This window comes from Pseudomonas sp. (assembly GCF_049300855.1).
In the GTDB taxonomy this organism is placed as follows: domain Bacteria; phylum Pseudomonadota; class Gammaproteobacteria; order Pseudomonadales; family Pseudomonadaceae; genus Aquipseudomonas.
Genome location: NZ_JBAQKH010000046.1, coordinates 38,727 through 60,929 on the forward strand (window position 1 = coordinate 38,727; position 22,203 = coordinate 60,929).

Sequence of the window (22,203 nt, forward strand, 5' to 3'; positions counted from 1 at the left end):
TGACCACCTTATCGCATTCGTATTGATCACTCGTTTATCGCATTTGACTAGATGATTGCATTTTATCTGCGTGGGATTTGACCAGCCTGATTGGTGACCATCATCGGTTTAGGGCTGGGCGATACCACCGGTGGTGACAGGTAGAAATCGGTCAAAAGTGGCCAATGTGTCTCAACGGTCTTTAGGTACCACCCAGCTCAGTCGGCCTCGACACGGCGACTAAGGAAGCAACGGAATGATGCAGGCAGCCGCTCCGGCCGTAATCAGTAAGCGTTCCAATAGCTTGATCCCACCGTTGTATTTGCGAGTGCGAGCATCCCTGTAGATAAGCCACAGTCGCCAGGTATATTCGTTAAATGCCTGTTGGTGATGGGCGCTTGTGATGGACAGATACTTGAAGAATTTCGAGAGGAGTTTCCTGATTTCCCGATCGGTGATCTTGGCTGGACTCTTGTACATTCCCAAAACGATATTTTCTTCGTTCATCCTCAGATTGTCAGAGCCGTAGGGAGCCATGAATACGGTCACCATTCCCGACGGGGCTTGGTTGAACCACAGCGCGGCGTCACCTTCGAACAGAGGCTTAGCTTTTCCCTCCCTTTCCTCCACCTTTGCCCCGACGCCCCAAAGCCCTAACTGCCTCGTACCGCAGGAGAGTTGTAATTGGCCCAGAATCTGATCCCCTCGAAAGCCGCGAAGGGCTTCGGGAACCACTGAGTGAAGATATAGCGAGCCGTAGTGGCCGGCCAAAGGTGAATGCTCGACGTCAGTAAAGACAGTGCGCACTCGATCCACCATCGCAGGCCATAGTTTTCTTCTGGCGACGGATGCTTGATCGTCTTTCATCAAACGCAAAGCGTGCTTCTTGAATGCCTTCATGGCGCCTCCAAATCAGCAGACAAGAATGCTGAGCGTACGGGCATTTGGCAACACCTGTAGCCGACAGATGAGGCTCGAAAGCGCTAGCAAATCATCAGAAACAACCGCTAGAGCCATGAAGCACAGCAAGACCAGTATCAACTAACGTCATTGCAGCGGCGGTACCATCACCCTAGGCGAATGGATTGGCTCGCGAGGGCTTTGGATCTGCCCATCCACGTTTTGAATGCGAGACCGCTTTCGCGAGCTCGCTCCCACAGGGGGGCAGTGTTGGATGCAAGTATGCGCACAAAAAAGGCGACCACTGTGGATCGCCTTTTTCATGCCTGCTTAAACCTTACTGCCCACTGTAAATCTGATCGAAAACCCCACCATCATTGAAGTGAGTCTTCTGCACCGTGCGCCAGTCACCAAAGGTCTTCTCAACCGAAAGGAAATCAACTTTCGGGAAACGATCGGTGTACTTCGCCAGCACCGCCGGATCCCGCGGACGCAGGTAGTTCGCTGCCGCAATCTCCTGGCCTTCCGGCGACCACAGGTACTTCAGGTACTCATCCGCTGCCGCACGCGAGCCTTTTTTGTCGACCACTTTGTCGACCACCGAAACCGGCGGCTCGGCTTCAGCGGACACACTCGGGTAGATCACTTCAAACTGATCGCGGCCAAACTCGCGGGCAATCATTTCCGCTTCGTTTTCGAAGGTCACGAGCACGTCGCCGATCTGGTTGGTCATGAACGTGGTGGTCGCCGCGCGGCCACCGGTATCGAGTACCGGCGCTTGCTTGAACAGTTTGCCAACGAAGTCCTTGGCCTTGTTCTCGTCGCCGCCGTTCTTCAGCACATAACCCCAGGCCGACAGGTAGGTGTAGCGACCGTTACCCGAGGTTTTCGGGTTTGGCACGATCACTTGCACGCCATCCTTGAGCAGATCCGGCCAGTCTTTCAGGGCTTTCGGGTTGCCTTTGCGGACGATGAACACCGTGGCCGAGGTGAACGGCGCGCTGTTGTTCGGCAGACGCGTGACCCAGTTCTCCGGCACCAGTTTGCCGTTGTCGGCGAGGGCGTTGATGTCGGTGGCCATGTTCATGGTGATGACGTCAGCCGGCAGGCCGTCGATCACCGAGCGCGCTTGCTTGCTCGAACCGCCGAAGGACATTTGCACGGTGATGTTTTCGTTGTGCTCGGCTTGCCAGTGTTTCTGGAATGCAGTGTTGTAGTCCTTGTAGAAATCGCGCATCACGTCGTAGGAAACGTTGAGCAGCGTCGGGGCCGCCTGAGCGATGTTGGCCAAGGCCAGGCCGGCGGCGAGAAGTGAGGCGCCAAAGAGTTTTTTCACTGCGCATTCCTTGTTTTATCTGTGTAGGAGCTGGGGGTGATATTCAATTGCCACTGACTATAACGGCGCGCGCATAGTCGTTTAAAGATTAAAAAGCTCTTTGCTTATTCCAGTTTCTTGAACAGCGCATTGCCGCATCGAGAGCAGAACGCCGCGCCATGTTCATGGCTGTTTTTCTTGCACACCGGGCAGTCGTGTTGCAGCTGTTCGCCGCGCATGGCATTGGCCAGTTCGGCGGTGAAAATCCCCGTGGGCACGGCGATGATCGAGTAACCGGTGATCATCACCAGCGACGAAATCACCTGGCCCAGCGGCGTCTTCGGCACGATGTCGCCGAAGCCCACGGTGGTCAGCGTGACAATCGCCCAATAGATGCCTTTGGGAATGCTGGTGAAGCCATGCTCGGGGCCTTCGATCACATACATCAGCGTGCCGAACACCGTCACCAGGGTGCAGACGCTGACCAGAAACACGACGATTTTCTGTTTGCTGCCGCGCAGCGCCGACATCAGATAGTTGGCTTGCTTGAGGTACGGGCTGAGCTTGAGCACGCGGAAAATCCGCAGCATGCGGATGATCCGGATAATCAGCAGGTACTGCGCATCGCTGTAATACAGCGCCAGGATGCCGGGCACGATCGCCAGCAAATCCACCAGCCCGTAAAAGCTGAAGGCGTAACGCAACGGTTTCGGTGAGCAGTACAGGCGCAGGATGTACTCGCCGAGAAAGATGATCGTGAAGCCCCATTCGATGTAGGCCAGCACGTCGGCGTAGTTCTGGTGAATGCTGTCGATACTGTCGAGCATCACGATCACCAGACTGGCGAGGATGATCAACAGCAAGATGCCGTCGAAGCGACGCCCGGCGAGGGTGTCGCTCTGGAAAATCATGACGTAAAGCCGTTCGCGCCAACTGTTGCTGCTGTCCATGGATAACGCCTGAATCGAAGATCAGCGCAGCCTAGGTTGATTCTCCCCATGAGCGCAAGGCGCACGCTCGACCGGCGTTTTACCGAGCATCTGAATACCGGCGCGGATCAGCCAGCCGGCGAGGATGAACGGCGCGGTCAGGGTGGCGAGGCCGACGGCAGCAAATAGCGGCGTGACCAGCAGCGCCAGGACGATGCCGAGCAGCGGCAGCCATGGTTGTTGGCGTTGCGCGGAGAAGGCAAGGGCGGCGAGCACGGCGTTATAGCTGCCGAGACCGAGCAAAGCGGAGCCGCTTTCGTGATGCAGCAGGCTGGAGCCGAGACCGATCGCCGAGGCGAGCATTGCCCAGCAAAACGCCCGACGATCAGCGATCAGCAAACCGATGGCGATCAACGCGCCAGCCAGTGGATGATCCAGAAACATCACCTGGCCCAGACCGCGCAGTTCGGCGGCGAGCAGGTTCAGCGTGTTCATCTCGATGTGCGCCATCGGCGCCGACGGTTCGGCGAACAACAGCAGGATCCAGCTCAGCGCCACGAACGGCGAGGTGTAGGCCGGAATCGAGCGGCTGCGGTACACATGTTTGAGCCATTGCTGCGTGGCCATCGCGCTCAGTCCGCCGGCTGCGAGAATCAGCGGCGGCAGCATTGGCGACCACGGAAAATACAGGCTCAGCAACAGGCCGAGCAAAATGCCGTTGTAGCTGAACAGCCCGGCCTGGCGATCAGCCTTGGCGTAGTTGCGCCGTTGCGCGGTGAGCAAACCGGCGACGGCACCGAGCAACGCACCGGCGAACAGCACCGGCGCCGTCAGCAGGATCGCCAACAGACACAGCAGGCCGCACAGCGGATGGCGCTGGAGGAATATTTGACTGAAACCGTTGAGCAAAGCCTCGGCCCAGTCGGGGCAGTGGGTGTTGAAATGATTGGCAGGCATGGCAGTTCATTCGGTACTGATCGTTCCCACGCTGTGCGTGGGAATGCCTCAAAGGACGCTCTGCGTCTGCTCTTGGGACGCAGAGCGTCCCGGGCCGCATTCCCACGCGGAGCGTGGGAACGATCATGGTGGGCGGTTAAATCAATGTTTCAATCCGCAGCGAGTTGGTCGACCCAGGCTGCCCGAACGGCACACCCGCAGTGATCAGCAGCGTGTCACCACGCTCGGCCATGCCTTGGGCCTGGGCGATTTCCAGTGCGGTCGAGCAGACTTCGTCGACCTGACGCAGGCGATCGTTGACCACCGAATGAATCCCCCACGCCACGCTCAAACGCCGTGCGGTCTGCAGGTTCGGCGTCAGGTTGAGGATCGGCGCTTTCGGCCGTTCCCGCGCTGCACGCAGACTCGATGCGCCCGACTCGCTGTAGTTGACCAGTACGGCCACCGGCAGCACGTTGCTGATGCGCCGGATCGCGCAGCTGATCGCATCGGAAACGGTCGCTTCAGCTTTCGGCCGGCTGACGTCGAGCTGAGTCTGATAATCCGGGCCGTTTTCCACCTGGCGAATGATCTTGCTCATCATCTGCACCGCTTCCAGCGGGTACTCACCGGAGGCGGTTTCTGCCGACAGCATCACCGCATCGGCGCCTTCGGCCACGGCGTTGGCAACGTCAGTCACCTCAGCGCGAGTCGGGGCAGGGGAGAAGCGCATCGACTCAAGCATCTGTGTCGCTACCACCACGGGTTTACCGAGTTCACGGCAAGTGGTGATGATGTTTTTCTGAATCTGCGGCACGCTTTCGGCTGGCACTTCGACGCCGAGGTCGCCACGGGCAACCATGATCGCGTCGCTCAATTCGGCGATTTCACGCAGTTGTTCAACCGCCGAAGGCTTCTCGATTTTCGCCATCAGAAAGGCTTTGTCGCCGATCAGTGCGCGGGCTTCGATGATGTCCTGCGGGCGCTGCACAAACGACAGCGCGACCCAGTCCACACCCAGCTCCAGCCCGAAGCTCAGGTCACGGCGATCCTTGGCGGTGAGCGGGCTGAGGTCGAGCACCGCTTGCGGCACGTTGACGCCTTTGCGGTCCGACAGTTCGCCGCCGTTGAGCACGGTGGTATCGATCGCATCGTCGTACTTGGTGACCACGCGCAGACGCAATTTGCCGTCGTCGAGCAGCAGATCCATGCCCGCTTCCAGCGCCGCAATGATCTCCGGATGCGGCAGGTTCACTCGGCGCTCATCGCCCGGTGTCGCGTCCAGATCCAGACGGAACGCCTGACCGCGATGCAGTTGCACCTTGCCGTCAGCGAACTTGCCGACGCGCAGTTTCGGCCCCTGCAAGTCCATCAGAATGCCCAGCGGGTAGTTGAGCTGGCGCTCGACTTCGCGGATCCACTGATAGCGCTTGGCGTGGTCGGCGTGATCGCCGTGGCTGAAGTTCAGGCGGAAGATATTCACCCCGGCCTCGACCAGTTCACGGATGTCTTCGATGCCATCGACAGCAGGCCCGAGGGTGGCGAGGATTTTGACCTTTTTATCAGGCGTCATGATTTGGAGCTCTCAAGGATCAGAATGGCGCGGAAGTCGTTGACGTTGGTGCGGGTCGGCTCGGTGACGATCAGCGCATCGAGCGCCGCGAAATAGCCGTAGCCATTGTTGTTATCCAGCTCGTCGCTGGCGCTCAAACCGAGGGCGGCGGCGCGGGCGTAGCTGTCCGGGGTCATGATCGCGCCGGCGTTGTCTTCCGAGCCGTCGATGCCGTCGGTGTCACCGGCCAGGGCGTAGACGCCGGGCTGGCCTTTGAGGCTGTCGGTGAGGCTAAGGAGGAATTCGGCGTTGCGTCCGCCACGGCCATTGCCGCGCACGGTCACGGTGGTTTCGCCGCCGGAGAGAATCACGCACGGCGCCGCCAGTGGCTGACCGTGATTGATGATCTGGCGGGCGATGCCGGCATGGACTTTCGCCACTTCGCGCGATTCACCTTCGAGGTCGCCAAGGATCAGTGTGCTGAAACCGGCCTGACGGCATTTCACCGCCGCCGCATCCAGCGATTGCTGAGGGCGGGCGATCAACTGGAAGTGGCTGCGCGCCAGGGAAGGATCGCCGGGTTTGACGGTTTCCGATTCCGGGCTTTGCAGCCAGTTGCGCACGGAAGCGGGGATCTCGATGCCGTAGCGCTTGATGATCGCCAGTGCTTCGGCGGAGGTGCTGGGGTCGGCAACGGTCGGGCCGGAAGCGATGACCGTGGCGAGGTCGCCCGGTACATCGGAAATCGCGTAGGTGTACACAGTGGCAGGCCAGCAGGCCTTGCCCAGACGCCCGCCCTTGATCGCCGAGAGGTGCTTGCGCACGCAGTTCATCTCGCCGATGGTCGCGCCGGATTTCAGCAGGGCTTTGTTGATCGACTGCTTGTCGGCGAGGGTGATGCCTGCGGCCGGCAACGCCAGCAGGGCGGAGCCGCCGCCGGAGAGCAGGAAAATCACGCGGTCGTCTTCGGTCAGGTTGCTGACCAGCTCGAGCACGCGTTTGGCCACGGCCAGACCGGCAGCGTCCGGCACCGGATGCGCGGCTTCGACCACTTCGATTTTTTCGCACGGGGCACCGTGACCGTAACGGGTCACAACCAGGCCAGACACTTCACCCTGCCAGCTGCGCTCGACCACTTGCGCCATTGCGGCGGCGGCTTTGCCGGCGCCGATGACGATGACTCGGCCGCTACGATCGGCAGGCAGATGAGCTTCGAGGACCTGGTTCGGATGGGCCGCGTCGATGGCTGTGGCAAACAGCTCGCGCAGCAGTTGTTGCGGATCGACCGACATGGCGGGCTCCCGGAATTCTTGTTATTCGAAAGGGCGGTAGAGATCCCTGTGGGAGCGAGCTTGCTCGCGAAAGCGGTGGATCAGTCAATCCCCATGTCGACTGACACGCCCTCTTCGCGAGCAAGCTCGCTCCCACAGGTTTAAGCGGTGAGGCAGTGGCTTATTTGTTGTCGCGAATCGAGAAATTGGCCATGTGTTCCAGACCCTTGATCAGCGCCGAGTGGTCCCAGTTGCTGCCACCGATGGCCGCGCAGGTGCTGAACACTTGCTGGGCGTTGGCGGTGTTCGGCAGGTTGATGTTCAGCTCCTTGGCGCCTTGCAGGGCCAGGTTCAGGTCCTTCTGGTGCAGGCTGATGCGGAAGCCTGGATCGAAGGTGCCTTTGATCATGCGCTCGCCGTGCACTTCTAGGATCTTCGAGGAAGCGAAACCGCCCATCAGTGCTTCACGCACTTTGGCCGGATCAGCACCGTTTTTCGAAGCGAACAGCAGGGCTTCAGCGACGGCCTGAATGTTCAGCGCAACGATGATCTGGTTGGCGACTTTGGCGGTTTGACCGTCGCCATTGCCACCGACCAGGGTGATGTTCTTGCCCATGGCCTGGAACAGCGGCAGCGCGCGTTCGAAGGCATCGGCGTCGCCACCGATCATGATGCTCAGGGTTGCGGCTTTGGCGCCGACTTCACCGCCGGAAACCGGGGCGTCGAGGTACTGCGCGCCTTTCTCGTTGATCTTCGCAGCGAAGGCCTTGGTGGCGGTCGGCGAAATCGAGCTCATGTCGATAACGATTTTGCCTTTGCTCAGGCCGGCGGCAACGCCGTCGGCGCGGAACAGCACGTCGTCGACTTGTGGGGTATCCGGGACCATGACGATGATGAATTCAGCTTCCTGCGCGACTTCGCGCGGGTTGGCCAAAGCAACGGCGCCAGCGGCCACCAGGTCAGCCGGCGCGGCGTCGTGATGCGCCGACAGGAACAGGCTGTGACCGGCTTTCTGCAGGTTCGAAGCCATTGGGTGGCCCATGATGCCGGTGCCGATAAATCCGATTTTAGCCATGAGAAAATCCTCTTTTTATTCTGATGCTGCAATGCAGTCTTGGAGACTCAGCAGATTCATTGTGGGAGCTGGCTTGCCAGCGATGGCGGTGGTTCAGGCAACATGTTTGTTGTGTGTGCTGCCGCCATCGCGGGCAAGCCCGCTCCCACAGGGTTTTGTATCGTTCGTTCAGATTGCGTTGTGGGTTTTCAGCCAGCCGAGGCCTGCTTCGGTGGTGGTCAGCGGCTTGTATTCACAGCCAACCCAACCCTGATAACCGATGCGATCGAGGTGTTCGAACAGGAAGCGATAGTTGATTTCACCGGTGCCTGGTTCGTTGCGTCCCGGGTTGTCCGCGAGCTGCACATGGTTGATCTCGCCCAGGTGCGATTGCAGGGTGCGGGCCAGATCGCCTTCCATGATTTGCATGTGATAGATGTCGTATTGCAGGAACAGGTTGGCGCTGCCGACCTGCTCGCGAATCGACAGGGCTTGCGCCGTGTTGTTCAAGTAGAAGCCCGGGATGTCGCGGGTGTTGATCGCTTCCATCACCAGTTTGATGCCCGCTGCCTGCAGCTTGTCGGCGGCGTATTTCAGGTTGGCGACGAAGGTCTTTTCCACCGTGGCATCGTCAACGCCTTGCGGACGAATACCGGCCAGGCAGTTGATCTGGGTGTTGCCCAGCACTTGCGCATAAGCGATGGCCAGATCGACACCGGCGCGGAATTCTTCGACCCGATCCGGCAGACACGCGATACCGCGCTCGCCTTTGGCCCAGTCACCGGCCGGCAGGTTGAACAGCACTTGGGTCAGACCGTTGGCGTCGAGCTTGGCCTTGATTTCGGCAGAGCTGAAGTCGTACGGGAACAGGTACTCGACACCGCTGAAACCAGCCTTGGCGGCGGCGTCGAAACGGGCAAGGAAATCCTGTTCGGTGAACAGCATGGACAGGTTGGCTGCGAAACGCGGCATGGTGGTCTCCCGTTCTAGATTCTCGTTCCCACGCTCTGCATGGGAATGCCTCAATGGACGCTCTGCGTCCGCTTTGGGACGCAGAGCGTCCCGGGCTGCGTTCCCACGCAGAGCGTGGGAACGATCAGCGGTCAGCAGTTAATCAAGCAGCGAAATCGCCGTTGGCGCATCGTTGCCGACCAGCGCCAGGTCTTCGAATTCGTTGACGGCGTTGATCTCGGTACCCATGGAGATGTTGGTCACACGCTCCAGAATGATCTCGACGATCACCGGCACCTTGAACTCTTCGATCATCTGTTCGGCCTTGCGCAGGGCAGGGGCGATTTCCGATGGTTCGAATACACGCAGCGCCTTACAGCCGAGGCCTTCAGCCACTGCGACGTGGTCAACACCGTAACCGTTGAGTTCCGGCGCGTTGAGGTTATCGAAGGACAGCTGCACGCAGTAGTCCATTTCGAACCCGCGCTGGGCCTGACGGATCAGACCCAGGTACGAGTTGTTCACCACGACGTGGATGTACGGCAGTTTGAACTGAGCGCCGACCGCCAGTTCTTCGATCATGAACTGGAAGTCATAGTCCCCCGACAGGGCCACGACTTTACGGCTCGGATCGGCCTTCACCACGCCCAGCGCTGCCGGAATGGTCCAGCCCAACGGGCCGGCCTGGCCACAGTTGATCCAGTGACGCGGCTTGTAGACGTGCAGGAACTGCGCGCCGGCAATCTGCGACAGACCAATGGTGCTGACGTAGCAGGTGTCCTTGCCGAACACCTGGTTCATTTCTTCGTAAACGCGCTGTGGTTTTACCGGCACGTTGTCGAAGTGAGTCTTGCGATGCAGGCTGGCTTTGCGCTGCTGGCAGTCTTGCAGCCAGGCACTGCGGTTTTTCAGCTTGCCGGCGGCTTGCCATTCACGAGCGACTTCGATGAATACAGTCAGTGCTGCAGCAGCGTCGGAAACGATGCCCAGATCCGGCGTGAACACACGACCGATCTGCGTGCCCTCGATGTCGACGTGGATGAACTTGCGGCCTTCGGTGTAAACGTCAACCGAACCGGTGTGACGGTTGGCCCAGCGGTTACCGATGCCCAACACCACGTCGGATTTCAGCATCGTCGCGTTGCCGTAACGGTGCGAAGTCTGCAGACCAACCATGCCGACCATCAACGGGTGATCGTCCGGAATGGTGCCCCAGCCCATCAGGGTCGGGATGACCGGGATGCCGGTCAGTTCAGCGAATTCAACCAGCAGATCGCTGGCGTCGGCGTTGATGATGCCGCCGCCGGCCACCAGCAGTGGACGTTCAGCCTGATCAAGCAGCGCCAGAGCCTTTTCGACCTGAACGCGGGTAGCGGTCGGCTTGGCCAATGGCAGCGGCTGGTAAGCGTCGATGTCGAATTCGATCTCGGCCATCTGCACGTCGAACGGCAGGTCGATCAGCACCGGGCCTGGGCGGCCGGAGCGCATTTCAAAGAACGCTTTCTGGAACGCGTAAGGCACTTGGCCCGGTTCCAGAACAGTGGTCGCCCACTTGGTGACTGGCTTGACGATGCTGGTGATGTCGACAGCCTGGAAGTCTTCCTTGTGCATACGGGCGCGGGGTGCCTGGCCGGTAATGCAGAGGATTGGAATCGAGTCGGCCGAGGCGCTGTAGAGCCCGGTGACCATGTCGGTACCGGCAGGGCCGGAAGTACCGATGCACACGCCGATGTTGCCGGCCTTGGTGCGGGTGTAGCCCTCGGCCATGTGCGAGGCGCCTTCAACGTGGCGAGCAAGGACGTGATCGATGCCACCGACTTTCTGCAAGGCGGAGTACAGCGGGTTGATGGCAGCGCCCGGGATGCCAAAAGCGGTATCAACCCCTTCACGGCGCATCACCAGAACGGCGGCTTCGATTGCTCTCATTTTGCTCATGGTTTTGTGCCTCTTTACGTTTTGTAATTGTATACAAGTGGCTTTGCGCAGAGTGTATTCACGGCGGACGGCGCAGGTCAATCCATTTTCTCAAGCGCCTGTTTCATTCGTCGGAAGCCTTTATGAGTGTGGCTTTTCGTCGCATGTGGCGCTTTTCGAGAATTATTGTATACAAAAAAATAATTCATTGTGTTCTATTTGTTGCATCGGCCTGCGACGCAAGCGCGCAGCACAAATCCGCAGGCCCACGACTTTCCCTATAACAAAATGAGGACGGCACCATGAGCGCTTTAACCTTGAAAGTCGCAGTCAACCTGGTCAACGAAGCCATCAATGCAGGGCGCGGCATCAACGCCGCGCCGCTGACCATCGCGGTACTCGATACCGGCGGCCACCTGATCACCCTGCAACGCGAAGACGGCGCCAGCCTGCTGCGCCCGAACATCGCCATCGGCAAAGCCTGGGGCGCCATCGCGCTGGGCAAAGGCTCACGCCTGCTGGCACTCGACGCACAACAACGCCCGGCCTTTATTGCCGCACTCAACAGCATGGGCCAGGGCAGCGTCGTGCCGGCACCGGGCGGTGTGTTGATTCGGGATCAGGCGGGGAACGTGCTCGGAGCGATCGGGATCAGCGGCGATCTGTCGGATATTGATGAGCAAGTGGCGATTAAAGCGGTGGAGGCGCTGGAGTTGCGGGCGGATGCGGGGGTGGCTGCTTGATTTTTTAGCGCCTGAACTGAAGTCTTCGCGAGCAAGCTCGCTCCCACAGGTTTGCGTTCTGACACATAAAGTGTGAACGCCTCTAATCCCCTGTGGGAGCGAGCTTGCTCGCGAAGGCGATTCAACGGACACATCTGGCTAACAGTCTTGACGCTTCCTCCCCGTGTGCACATCTAACCTTTCAGGTCATCTCTTGAAAGGGGCAAAGGAATGCCGAAACTGTCCGCTTCACATCGCTTGCGCTTTGGTCGTTACGACGAGCCCAACCGAATTTATCTGCTGACTGCCAATACCCTATATCGCGAACCTGTTTTCCACGATTTTGCGTTGGGCAGGTTGGTCGTTGAGCAATTTCGAAGCGCTCAAGAACAGGGCTTTGCCGACTCGTTGGCGTGGGTGGTTATGCCTGACCACTTTCATTGGTTGATCGATTTGAAGCGAGGCTCCTTGAGTGACCTGATGCAACGGACAAAATCCTTGAGCGCGCGGGCTGTGAATATGGCTGCGGATAGAAAAGGCAGTTTGTGGCAGCAGGGGTTTTACGACCGGGCACTGCGGCGGGAAGAGGATCTGGTGAAAATAGCGCGATATGTCGTCGCAAACCCATTGCGAGCAGGCTTAGTGCAGAAGTTTGGCGATTATCCGTTGTGGGATGCGATTTGGGTCTGACAGGCTAACCGAGTCGCTCCATTCGCGAGCAAGCTCGCTCCCACATTGGATATGTGCCGTTCACAAATCCGTGTGGGAGCGAGCTTGCTCGCGAAGCAGGCACCGCGGCCTATCAGTCCGGCTCACACCCCTTCAGCACCAACCGGATAATCGTCTGCGCCGCCGCTTCATAATCTGCCTCGTCCAGCTTGTCCTTGCCCGTGACTGCAGAAATCTGCCAGTCGAAGTCGGCGTAGGTCTGGGTCGCGGCCCAGATGCTGAACATCAGGTGATTAGGGTCGATCGGGGCGATTTGCCCGCGGTCGATCCAGCTCTGGATGCAGTCGATGTTGTGCTTGGCCTGGCCGTTGAGCTGCTCGACCAGGTCGGCGCTCAGGTGCGGGGCGCCGTGCATGATTTCGCTGGCGAATACTTTCGAGGCGAAGGGCAGGTCGCGGGAGATGCGAATCTTCGAGCGGATGTAGCCGCTCAGCACTTCGCTCGGTACGCCGTCCGGATTGAACGGGGTGGAGGCCTGCAAGATCGGCACGATGATGCTTTCCAATACCTCGCGGTAGAGGTTTTCCTTGGACTTGAAGTAGTAGTAGACGTTGGGCTTGGGCAATCCCGCCTTGGCGGCGATGTCGCTGGTTTTGGTCGCAGCGAAGCCCTTGTCGGCAAACTCCTCACTGGCGGCACGCAGGATCAGTTCTTTGTTGCGCTCGCGGATTGTGCTCATAAACCCGGTGGTTCCTTGCCTGTTCTGGCGGTTGCGCATGGTAGCACCGGCCTCGCGCAGCGCTCAAGAATGCCCCGTGTGGTGTGTGGTCGCGTTATGCTTCGCAACATTCATACATAAAAGGAAACAGGATTCATGGCAGGAAGCAGTTTGCTGGTGCTGGTCGACGATATTGCCACCGTGCTGGACGACGTGGCGTTGATGAGCAAAATGGCCGCCAAGAAGACCGCCGGCGTGCTCGGTGATGATCTGGCGCTCAATGCCCAGCAGGTCTCCGGGGTGCGTGCCGAGCGGGAAATCCCGGTGGTATGGGCCGTGGCCAAGGGCTCGTTCGTCAATAAACTGATCCTCGTGCCGTCGGCGCTGGCGATCAGTGCGTTTGTACCGTGGTTGGTAACGCCGTTGTTGATGGTCGGTGGCGCGTATCTGTGCTTCGAAGGGTTCGAGAAGCTCGCGCACAAGTTTCTGCACAGCGAAGCTGAAGATGAAGCCGGGCATGCGCAACTGACAGAAGCCGTGGCTGATCCAGCGACTGATCTGGTGGCTTACGAGAAGGACAAGATCAAAGGCGCGATCCGCACGGACTTCATTCTGTCGGCTGAAATCATCGCGATTACGCTCGGCACCGTGGCGGACGCTTCGCTGACTCAGCAAGTGATCGTGATGTCGGGCATCGCCATCGTCATGACGGTCGGTGTTTACGGTCTGGTGGCGGGCATCGTCAAACTCGACGACCTCGGTTTGTGGCTGACCCAGAAGCCTGGGCAGTTCGCGAAAAAAATCGGCAGCGCCATTCTCAGCGCCGCACCGTACATGATGAAAACCTTGTCGGTGGTCGGTACGGCGGCGATGTTCCTGGTCGGCGGCGGCATCCTCACCCATGGCGTGCCGGTGCTGCATCACTGGATTGAAGGTGTTGGTGCGGCGGCGGGGAGTGTCGGGTTTGCGGTGCCGATGTTGCTCAATGGTGTAGCGGGGATCATTGCTGGCGCGGTGGTGTTGGCGGTGGTTGCCGTTGTCAGCAAAATCTGGAAAGCCGTGAAGGGCTAACCAGCGACACAAAACAAATGTGGGAGCGAGCTTGCTCGCGAACGCGGAGTATCAGTCGACTTAAGTATTGACTGGACTACCGCCTTCGCGAGCAAGCTCGCTCCCACAGTGTTTTGTGGCAACCGTTTTTACTCGGCGATCTGCAACTTGCGCGCTTCGGTGTAGACGTAACGCACTTTCTCGTACTCGAATGGCGAATTCATCTGGCCATAACGGAAGCTGGTCTGGTAGCGCTTGTCGACCGCGCGCAGGGCCCAGATTTCCGGGTGGTTGGAGCTGACTTCCGAGACGTTGAGGAAGTTGATCGCCGATTCGGCGGTGTAGTCCACAGCGAGGCCAGCGGTATCGCGGATGTTCGACGGGCCGAGGATCGGCAGCACGAAGTAGGCGCCGCCCGGTACACCGTAGAAGCCCAGGGTCTGACCGAAGTCTTCGCTCTGACGCGGCAGGCCCATGGCGGTGGCCGGGTCCCACAGTCCGGCGATGCCGATGGTGGTGTTGAGCAGCAGACGCGCGGTGGTTTCCATGGAGCGCTGGCCTTTGAACTGCAACAGGCTGTTGACCAGGTTCGGCACGTCACCGAGGTTATTGAAGAAGTTACTCACGCCGGTACGCACGAAGCTCGGCGTGATGTAACGGTAGCCATCGACCACCGGCAGGAACACCCATTGGTCGAAGCGATAGTTGAAGTGATAAACCCGACGGTTCCACGATTCCAGCGGGTCGTAGACGTTCAGCGCGTTGAGGGTCGAACGCTCGAATTCACGCTGATCCAGCCCCGGGTTGAATTTGAGTTTGGACAGCGGCTCCTTGAAGCCGTCGCTGTCGACGACCACCGGCGCATTGGCTTTACTGTTGTCGGCCTGGGCCACGCCTGCGCAGAGGAGCGCTGCCATCAGCAGGAGATATTTAGCCACGGAAGAACTCCAGCATGGCGTCGCTGTTGACGCGGTAGTTAAGGTTGCCGCAATGGCCGCCCAGTGGATAAACGGTCAGACGATCACCGAAAGTCTTGCGCAGGAACCCGAGGTCGCCCGGGCCGAGGATGACGTCGTCGGCGTTGTGCATGACAGCGATTTTCGGGCTGTCGTGCAGGTAATCCTTGAGCGCATACAGGCTGACCTGATCGATCAGTTGCAGCAGGCTGCCGCCGTCGGTGCGCGCGCGCCACATCGGGATCACCTGATCGGTCAGGTAGCAATCGAAGTCGCACTGCAGTGCACGCTTGAGGAACGGCGTGAGGCTGGTGCCTTCGGTGATCGGGAATTTTGGCGGGGTGATCAGGCCGCGACGGTTGATCAGATCGGAGGTGAAGGCAATGTCGGCCGCCGAGAAGCGGAACGAGGTGCCGATCAGCATCGCCATCTGTTCGTTGGTCAGGTGCTGCTTGGACTGCTGGAAGTCGTAGAGCAACGCATCGTTGAGGTCGATGTAGCCTTTTTGCTGGAAGTAGCGGGTCAATTTGCTCAGTACCAGTTCATAGAACGTGGTGCTGTTATTGATGCCTTTAACCTCTGTTTGCACCAATTTGTCGAGGTTGGTGATCGAGGTGTAGAGGTTGACCGGCGGATTGAGCAGCAGGACTTTCTTGAAGTTGAAGCTGCGACGGGTCTCGTCCAGATGCGCCACGAATGCCGCATCGAGGGCGCCGAGGCTGTAGCCGGTCAGGTAATACTCGGTAACCGGTACTTTCGGGTTCTGCGCGCGCACGGCCTGCATCACCCGGTACATGTCTTCGGCGTCTTCCTTGGTTACGCCCGGGGTGGCGAAGCGGGAGGCGGCGCTGATGAAGTCGAAGCTGGTTGGCGACGACAATTGCACGACGTGGTAGCCGGCCTTGTAGTAGAGCTTTTTCAGGTATTCGTTGAGCGTGCTGTCATAGCGCGCGCCAGTGCCGGCGATCAGGAAAATCAGCGGCGCCGGCTTGTCCTGCGTGGCGATTCGGTAGGTGAGTTTTTTCACTGCCCAGAAATTGTCCGGCAGGATAAACGCCCGCTCCGGGCGCAACGTCAGGCTGCGGTCCGTCTGATTGATGTCGTCGTCCAGCGGCAATTCCGGGCGCAGGTCCGGCGGAGTCGTGGCGATGGTCGCCTCGAACGGGTTGGTCAGGGGGTAGCCATAACTGGCGGCGTCGATATCGACCGCCAGTGCGGACGCACTCAGAATAAGGCCGCTGAACAGCGCGGCGAAGCGCAAGGAACGGAGCATGACTAGATCCCTTAGAGGAAGGTGCCGAATGAAGTTCGCAGGCTATGACCACCGGGTTTGCGCCAAAGTGCCATGCTGCGGCACCAAACTGGCAGAATTCGGAGTAATAGTAGCTGGACGATACACTTTGCACCGCCTCAATGAACAGTTAACAGTTGTTAGCGCTTGCACACCGCTGGCGGCAGATTAAGCTGGCCGCCGATTTCTCTAGTCTGGAGTGTTTCATGTCCCGCCGCTTGCCCGTGATTCTGCTGCTCGTTCTGTTGCCGTTGTGGCTGGCCGCCAGCTATGGCGCGCGTTATGGCTTTATGGAGGACGGCAAGTGGGTCGGCATCTGCGTGGATGAAGCCAGCCGCTGGGAATGTCAGCTGCGTTCCAATCTTGGCTTGATGATTCACTTCAAGGTAATGGGCTGGGCGGCGCTCGGTGCGGCGCTGATCGGTTTTGTCGTGCCCGGGCGAGCAGGGTGGTGGCTGGCGGTGCTGGCGCTGGTGTTCGGCGTGCCGGCACTGGCGTTGTACAACACCACGTTGGCGGTGTTTGCGCTGGTGATTGCCGGGTTGCGTCTGGTCCGCGAGTCCCGCAGCGCCTGACAGTCAGTCTTCGCTGGCAAGCCAGCTCCCACAGTTTTTGGGTCGTACACACATGTTGTGTTCAACCAATATCCTGTGGGAGCTGGCTTGCCAGCGATGAGGGCTTGGAAGGCGCTAAAGATCAGGCCTTGCGAACGCGCAGGCAGCGCCACAAAGCAGCCACCATCAACACACTCACCAACGCCCAGCCCCACGCCTGCTGATTCTGCAAACCTTCCTGATACAACTGCGGCGCAATCCCCGCACCGACAATAAACGTCAGCAACGCAATTTCGCGACGTGGCACGTTGACCGGCCGGCACAGATAAACCAGCGCCGGCAGCACGAACGCCATGCTCGCAAAGCTGCGATAACGCGGATCGAAGACCATTTCCAGCATCATCACCGCAGCGGCAAAACCTGCCGCCGCGACCAGCCAGCCCGCGCGACGCTCAAGCACATTGAACGCCCGTTCACGCCAGCCGGTACGCGAGCTCAACGTCAATGCAGCGTGCGCCAACACCAACAGATTCAGCGCCGTCAGCAAGCCGACCCACAACCATTCGCTGGCAAACCGCGTGGTCACCCGCGCCAGATCACCCCAAGCGCCGATCGAGCAGGCGGCGAGGGCGCCCAGCAGCGGCAATACCAATGCCGAGCGCGTAGTGCGAACACGACCGCCGAGCAGCAGCGTGCCAAGAAAAATCAAACCACCGACCGCCAGCCACTCTTTCCAGAACGGCACGTTGGTCACCGGCCCGGCTAGCACGCCCTTGTCCTGGCGATCGGCGTCAAACAACCCCCAGTAGCCGCCAACCGCGCCTTCGCTGCCGCGCTTCCACGGCTGGTCAAACGCTTCGATCAGGTTGTAATGCCAGCCTTCCTTTTCGGCCATCGCGACAAAACCACGAATGAACTTGGCTTCATTGACCCGGCTCGGCAGGGCGGTCTCACGCTGGCGGCCTTCGCTCGGCCAGCCGGTTTCGCCGATCATCACGTCTTTGGGCGCGAATTTATTGCCGAACACCTGACGCACATCCGCCACGTGCTGCAGGGCAACGTCGATGTTCGATGGATCGTCTTCCCAGTACGGCAGCAGGTGAATGGTCAGGAAGTCCACGGCTGGCGCGACTTCAGGATGCTTGAGCCAGAACTCCCAGACATCGGCGTACGTCACCGGTTGCTTGACCTGACTTTTGACCTTGTTGATCAATCGGGCCAGTTGCGCGCCGGTGACTTCCTTGCGCAGCAGCGCTTCGTTGCCGACGATCACTGCACTGACCACATCCGGGTTGGCATTGGCCGATTTGATCAGCAGGTCGACTTCTTTCTCGGTGTCCACCGGGTTGCTGTTGACCCATGCGCCGATCATCAATTTCAAGCCGTGTTTGCGCGCCAGATCAGGCAGTGCTTCCAGGCCTGTCATTGAATAGGTGCGAATGCATTCAAAGCGTGTCGCCAGCAACGCGAGGTCGGCGTCCATACGCTCCGGGCGCAGTTTGAACGGCACGTCGAATGGCGACTGGTCTTTATCGAACGGGGTGTAGGAGGCGCATTGCAATTTATGCGTCGGTGTCGCGGCGTCCGGCAGGATCACCGGTTGGCCGAGGCCATACCAGAAGCCGCCGAGTGCAAACAGCCCAAGCAGGCAGGCGAACAAGTAAGGCAGAACGGGGAAGCGGGAAGTCGCGGACATGGTCAGGCCAAGTGGCTGCAAAGCGACGCATGTTACCTGCATTTACAGAGGGGTTGGTGGCCCGCACGATTTTGACATGCAAAGTTCGGGCGGATTGTCTGGCGTCAAATATCCAGACGCCATTAATGGCTTTGTGATGTCGTTTCTCGTTGTCTTGAGGTCGCTGGCAGAGCAGGTCGCTATTGTCGTCAGGTCGATGATCGAAGTGTCAGTACTCCGCTGATGTTCTAACGAGTTTGCGGTCGGGCGTGATGGGGGCGCCGTGCACCATAACAATACGTTGACGCCGCCCGTCATCCGTCGGGCGCAGCATTTCGGGGAAGTAACGATGAAGATGCGACGACTTTTAGGCGCAAGTGCTGCTCTGGTGCTTGCGATGAGTTCCAGTTTCGCCAGCGCAGAAAAACAGACCCTGAACATCGGTTACGTTGACGGCTGGTCCGACAGCGTCGCGACCACCCACGTGGCCGCCGAAGTGATCAAACAGAAACTCGGCTATGACGTGAAGCTGCAAGCCGTCGCCACCGGGATCATGTGGCAAGGCGTGGCCACCGGCAAACTCGACGCCATGCTGTCGGCCTGGCTGCCCGTGACCCACGGCGAGTACTGGACGAAGAACAAGGATCTGGTCGTCGATTACGGCCCGAACTTCAAGGACGCAAAAATCGGCCTGATCGTACCGGAGTATGTGAAAGCCAAGTCGATCGAAGACCTGAAAACCGATGACACCTTCAAGAATCGCATCGTCGGTATCGACGCCGGTTCAGGCGTGATGCTCAAGACCGATCAGGCGATCAAGGATTACGGCCTCGACAAATATTCCCTCAAGGCCAGTTCCGGCGCCGGCATGATTGCCGAGCTGACCCGTGCCGAGAAGAAAAACGAATCCATCGCGGTCACCGGTTGGGTGCCGCACTGGATGTTCGCCAAGTGGAAACTGCGCTTCCTCGACGATCCGAAAGGCGTGTACGGCGCGGCTGAAACCGTGAACAGCATCGGCAGCAAAGAGCTGGCGACCAAAGCGCCGGAAGTGGCCAAGTTCCTGAAGAACTTCCAGTGGGCGTCGAAAGACGAAATCGGCGAAGTGATGTTGGCGATTCAGGACGGTGCCAAGCCTGAAGCAGCGGCCAAGGATTGGGTCGCCAAGCACCCGGATCGCGTGGCTGACTGGACCAAATAACCGCAAATAGCTTCGGATCAACGCAAACCCTGTGGGAGCGGGCTTGCCCGCGATAGCGGTCGGTCAGTTGACTAATCAGTTGACTGACACGACGCCATCGCTGGCAAGCCAGCTCCCACAGGTTTTTGTGTGTGCTCAAGAATGGCGATTACGTCATGGCGTTCTACTACTAAGGTCGTCTGTTACCGCTCCCGCAGCCGCATACATTAGCTATGTTCCAACAATAATCTGTGCTGCGAGGATAAAAACAATGAACGACAGCATTTACCTCTCGATTCAAAACAGTCCCCGATTCAAGGAGCTGGTTCAGAAAAGGGAACGATTCGCCTGGATTCTCTCGGCAATCATGCTTGGGCTGTACTCCGCATTCATCCTGCTGATCGCGTACGGGCCGCAAGTGCTCGGGGCGAAACTCAGTCCTGAATCTTCGATTACCTGGGGCATTCCGATCGGTGTCGGCCTGATTATCTCGGCTTTCATCCTGACGGGCATCTACGTGCGCCGCGCCAATGGCGAGTTTGACGACCTGAACAATGCGATTCTCAAGGAGGCTCAGCAATGATCCGGCGTCTACTGGCTCTTCTGAGCATTTCGGCGTTCGCGCCAGCCGTCTGGGCCGCTGACGCCCTGACCGGCGAAGTCCACAAACAACCGCTCAACGTCGCGGCGATCGCCATGTTCGTGGTGTTTGTCGGTGCGACCCTGTGCATCACTTACTGGGCCTCCAAGCGCAACAAGTCGGCTGCCGACTACTATGCGGCGGGCGGCAAGATCACCGGTTTTCAGAACGGTCTGGCGATTGCCGGTGACTATATGTCGGCGGCGTCCTTCCTGGGGATTTCCGCGCTGGTGTTCACCTCCGGTTACGACGGCCTGATCTACTCGATCGGCTTCCTGGTGGGCTGGCCGATCATTCTGTTCCTGATCGCCGAGCGTCTGCGCAACCTGGGTAAATATACCTTTGCCGACGTGGCGTCCTACCGCCTCGGGCAAACCCAGATCCGTACGCTGTCGGCCTGCGGTTCGCTGGTGGTGGTGGCGTTCTACCTGATCGCGCAAATGGTCGGTGCCGGCAAGCTGATCCAGCTGTTGTTCGGCCTCGATTACTACGTGGCAGTGATTCTGGTCGGTATCCTGATGTGCATGTACGTGCTGTTCGGCGGCATGCTGGCGACCACTTGGGTGCAGATCATCAAGGCTGTGCTGTTGCTGTCCGGTGCTTCGTTCATGGCGCTGATGGTGATGAAGCACGTCAACTTCGACTTCAACATGCTGTTCTCGGAAGCGATCAAGGTTCACCCGAAAGGTGAGGCGATCATGAGCCCGGGCGGTCTGGTGAAAGATCCGATTTCGGCGTTCTCGCTGGGTCTGGCACTGATGTTCGGTACGGCGGGCCTGCCGCACATTCTGATGCGCTTCTTCACCGTGAGTGACGCCAAAGAAGCGCGTAAGAGCGTGCTCTACGCCACTGGCTTCATTGGTTACTTCTACATCCTGACGTTCATCATCGGCTTCGGCGCGATCCTGCTGGTCAGCACCAATCCGGCCTTCAAAGATGCAGCGGGCGCTCTGCTCGGCGGCAACAACATGGCGGCGGTGCACCTGGCTGACGCGGTGGGCGGCAGTATCTTCCTTGGCTTTATCTCGGCGGTAGCGTTTGCGACGATTCTGGCAGTTGTCGCGGGTCTGACCCTGGCCGGTGCTTCGGCGGTGTCTCACGACCTGTATGCCAGCGTGATCAAGAAGGGCAAGGCCAACGACAAGGATGAGATTCGCGTTTCGAAGATCACCACGATCGCACTGGGGATCCTGGCTATTGGCTTGGGTATCTTGTTCGAAAGCCAGAACATTGCGTTCATGGTGGGCCTGGCGTTCTCGATTGCGGCGAGCTGTAACTTCCCGGTGTTGTTGCTTTCGATGTACTGGAAGAAGCTCACGACTCGTGGCGCGATGATTGGCGGGTGGTTGGGGCTGGTGAGTGCGGTTGGCTTGATGATTCTTGGCCCGACCATCTGGGTGCAGATTCTGCATCATGAAAAGGCGATCTTCCCTTATGAGTATCCGGCGCTGTTCTCGATGATCATTGCCTTTGTGGGTATTTGGTTCTTCTCGATTACGGATAAGTCGGCGGCCGCGGATAAAGAGCGGGCGCTGTTCTTCCCGCAGTTTGTGCGTTCGCAGACTGGGTTGGGGGCGAGTGGGGCGGTTTCGCATTGATGGTTTGATGGTTTTTTAATGTTGTGCTGAATGCCCCGGTTGAGAGATCGGGGCATTTTTTGTGGGCGGTTATCGGCTAGAGCTGTGTACATATCCGTTGCTGCGGTTAGGGCTGCTTAGGGTTCCGCCCTTACGGCGGGTCACTTTTTCCAGACGCCGAAAAAGTAACCAAAAAGGCTTGCTCCTACGTGCGGCCCGCTCGCTGGGGCTCGGGGTCCCTTCGCTGCGGGATCGATCCGGGTGCAGCGCCTACGGTTTGCTGCGCTGCACCTCCTCTCGCTGTGTTTGGCTGCGCCAAACGGTCGCTGCGCTCCCACGCCCGGATCAATCCCTCCACTCAGCCTTCCGA

General features: G+C 59.1%; 20 protein-coding genes. 7 read left to right on the forward strand and 13 right to left on the reverse strand.

The window, feature by feature from the left end:
* Nucleotides 1–219: 219 nt before the first annotated feature.
* The 9 genes from WA225_RS24150 to gcl all read right to left on the reverse strand — a co-directional run bounded on the left by WA225_RS24150 (nucleotide 220) and on the right by gcl (nucleotide 10,822).
* Nucleotides 220–879, reverse strand: a complete 660-nt coding sequence (locus WA225_RS24150; RefSeq protein WP_422609942.1) for a hypothetical protein — start codon at nucleotides 877–879, stop codon at nucleotides 220–222.
* 337 nt (nucleotides 880–1,216) lie between these two features.
* Nucleotides 1,217–2,215: a sulfate ABC transporter substrate-binding protein gene (locus WA225_RS24155; protein WP_034151535.1), complete on the reverse strand. Its 999-nt coding sequence runs from the start codon at nucleotides 2,213–2,215 to the stop codon at nucleotides 1,217–1,219.
* A 104-nt stretch (nucleotides 2,216–2,319) separates the two neighbouring features.
* The gene (locus WA225_RS24160) at nucleotides 2,320–3,144 is read right to left on the reverse strand and encodes an ion transporter (RefSeq protein ID WP_016987501.1); all 825 of its coding nucleotides are present in this window, start codon (nucleotides 3,142–3,144) and stop codon (nucleotides 2,320–2,322) included.
* 21 nt (nucleotides 3,145–3,165) lie between these two features.
* Entirely contained in the window at nucleotides 3,166–4,080 is a 915-nt protein-coding gene (locus WA225_RS24165) for an urea transporter (protein ID WP_422609943.1), read from the reverse strand.
* Nucleotides 4,081–4,216: 136 nt separating this feature from the next.
* Nucleotides 4,217–5,632, reverse strand: a complete 1,416-nt coding sequence (gene pyk / locus WA225_RS24170) for a pyruvate kinase (RefSeq protein ID WP_116032412.1) — start codon at nucleotides 5,630–5,632, stop codon at nucleotides 4,217–4,219.
* A complete protein-coding gene (locus WA225_RS24175; protein WP_422609944.1) occupies nucleotides 5,629–6,903 on the reverse strand; it encodes a glycerate kinase type-2 family protein in 1,275 nt (424 codons plus the stop codon). Before WA225_RS24175 ends, pyk begins: the two co-directional genes overlap by 4 nt.
* A 160-nt stretch (nucleotides 6,904–7,063) precedes the next feature.
* Nucleotides 7,064–7,957 (reverse strand): 2-hydroxy-3-oxopropionate reductase, encoded by an 894-nt coding sequence (locus WA225_RS24180; protein WP_007919937.1) that lies wholly within the window; start codon nucleotides 7,955–7,957, stop codon nucleotides 7,064–7,066.
* Between the two features lie 168 nt (nucleotides 7,958–8,125).
* Nucleotides 8,126–8,908 carry a hydroxypyruvate isomerase gene (gene hyi / locus WA225_RS24185; RefSeq protein WP_077571696.1) on the reverse strand — a complete coding sequence of 261 codons (783 nt, stop codon included), beginning with the start codon at nucleotides 8,906–8,908 and terminating at the stop codon, nucleotides 8,126–8,128.
* A gap of 138 nt (nucleotides 8,909–9,046) precedes the next feature.
* On the reverse strand, nucleotides 9,047–10,822 hold the full coding sequence (gene gcl, locus WA225_RS24190; RefSeq protein WP_007919935.1) for a glyoxylate carboligase: 1,776 nt from the start codon (nucleotides 10,820–10,822) through the stop codon (nucleotides 9,047–9,049).
* 281 nt (nucleotides 10,823–11,103) lie between these two features.
* Here gcl and WA225_RS24195 point away from each other — a divergent pair, with 281 nt between their 5' ends.
* Both WA225_RS24195 and WA225_RS24200 read left to right on the forward strand, forming a co-directional pair.
* Entirely contained in the window at nucleotides 11,104–11,544 is a 441-nt protein-coding gene (locus WA225_RS24195) for a GlcG/HbpS family heme-binding protein (RefSeq protein WP_038363926.1), read from the forward strand.
* Between the two features lie 210 nt (nucleotides 11,545–11,754).
* Nucleotides 11,755–12,213, forward strand: a complete 459-nt coding sequence (locus WA225_RS24200) for an REP-associated tyrosine transposase (protein ID WP_422609945.1) — start codon at nucleotides 11,755–11,757, stop codon at nucleotides 12,211–12,213.
* 112 nt (nucleotides 12,214–12,325) lie between these two features.
* Here the strand turns inward: WA225_RS24200 and WA225_RS24205 are convergent, their stop codons facing one another.
* Entirely contained in the window at nucleotides 12,326–12,931 is a 606-nt protein-coding gene (locus WA225_RS24205) for a TetR/AcrR family transcriptional regulator (RefSeq protein WP_007919931.1), read from the reverse strand.
* A gap of 135 nt (nucleotides 12,932–13,066) precedes the next feature.
* Between WA225_RS24205 and WA225_RS24210 the strand changes: the two genes are divergently transcribed.
* A complete protein-coding gene (locus tag WA225_RS24210) occupies nucleotides 13,067–13,981 on the forward strand; it encodes a DUF808 domain-containing protein (protein WP_422609946.1) in 915 nt (304 codons plus the stop codon).
* Nucleotides 13,982–14,109: 128 nt separating this feature from the next.
* On the opposite strand, the gene WA225_RS24215 is transcribed toward WA225_RS24210, so the two are convergent.
* Nucleotides 14,110–14,898: an MlaA family lipoprotein gene (locus WA225_RS24215; protein WP_034151542.1), complete on the reverse strand. Its 789-nt coding sequence runs from the start codon at nucleotides 14,896–14,898 to the stop codon at nucleotides 14,110–14,112.
* Entirely contained in the window at nucleotides 14,891–16,189 is a 1,299-nt protein-coding gene (locus WA225_RS24220; protein ID WP_422609947.1) for a serine/threonine protein kinase, read from the reverse strand. Before WA225_RS24220 ends, WA225_RS24215 begins: the two co-directional genes overlap by 8 nt.
* A gap of 224 nt (nucleotides 16,190–16,413) precedes the next feature.
* On the opposite strand from WA225_RS24220, the gene WA225_RS24225 reads away from it, so the two are divergent.
* Entirely contained in the window at nucleotides 16,414–16,782 is a 369-nt protein-coding gene (locus WA225_RS24225; protein WP_422609948.1) for a hypothetical protein, read from the forward strand.
* Nucleotides 16,783–16,903: 121 nt separating this feature from the next.
* Here WA225_RS24225 and WA225_RS24230 read toward each other — a convergent pair whose 3' ends face one another.
* On the reverse strand, nucleotides 16,904–18,499 hold the full coding sequence (locus WA225_RS24230; RefSeq protein ID WP_422609949.1) for a beta (1-6) glucans synthase: 1,596 nt from the start codon (nucleotides 18,497–18,499) through the stop codon (nucleotides 16,904–16,906).
* A gap of 286 nt (nucleotides 18,500–18,785) precedes the next feature.
* Between WA225_RS24230 and WA225_RS24235 the strand changes: the two genes are divergently transcribed.
* From WA225_RS24235 to WA225_RS24245, 3 genes are all read left to right on the forward strand, one after another.
* On the forward strand, nucleotides 18,786–19,637 hold the full coding sequence (locus WA225_RS24235) for a glycine betaine ABC transporter substrate-binding protein (RefSeq protein ID WP_422609950.1): 852 nt from the start codon (nucleotides 18,786–18,788) through the stop codon (nucleotides 19,635–19,637).
* Between the two features lie 250 nt (nucleotides 19,638–19,887).
* Nucleotides 19,888–20,199 (forward strand): DUF485 domain-containing protein, encoded by a 312-nt coding sequence (locus WA225_RS24240; RefSeq protein WP_422609951.1) that lies wholly within the window; start codon nucleotides 19,888–19,890, stop codon nucleotides 20,197–20,199.
* On the forward strand, nucleotides 20,196–21,854 hold the full coding sequence (locus WA225_RS24245; RefSeq protein ID WP_158831984.1) for a cation acetate symporter: 1,659 nt from the start codon (nucleotides 20,196–20,198) through the stop codon (nucleotides 21,852–21,854). Before WA225_RS24240 ends, WA225_RS24245 begins: the two co-directional genes overlap by 4 nt.
* The last annotated feature ends 349 nt before the right edge of the window (nucleotides 21,855–22,203 follow it).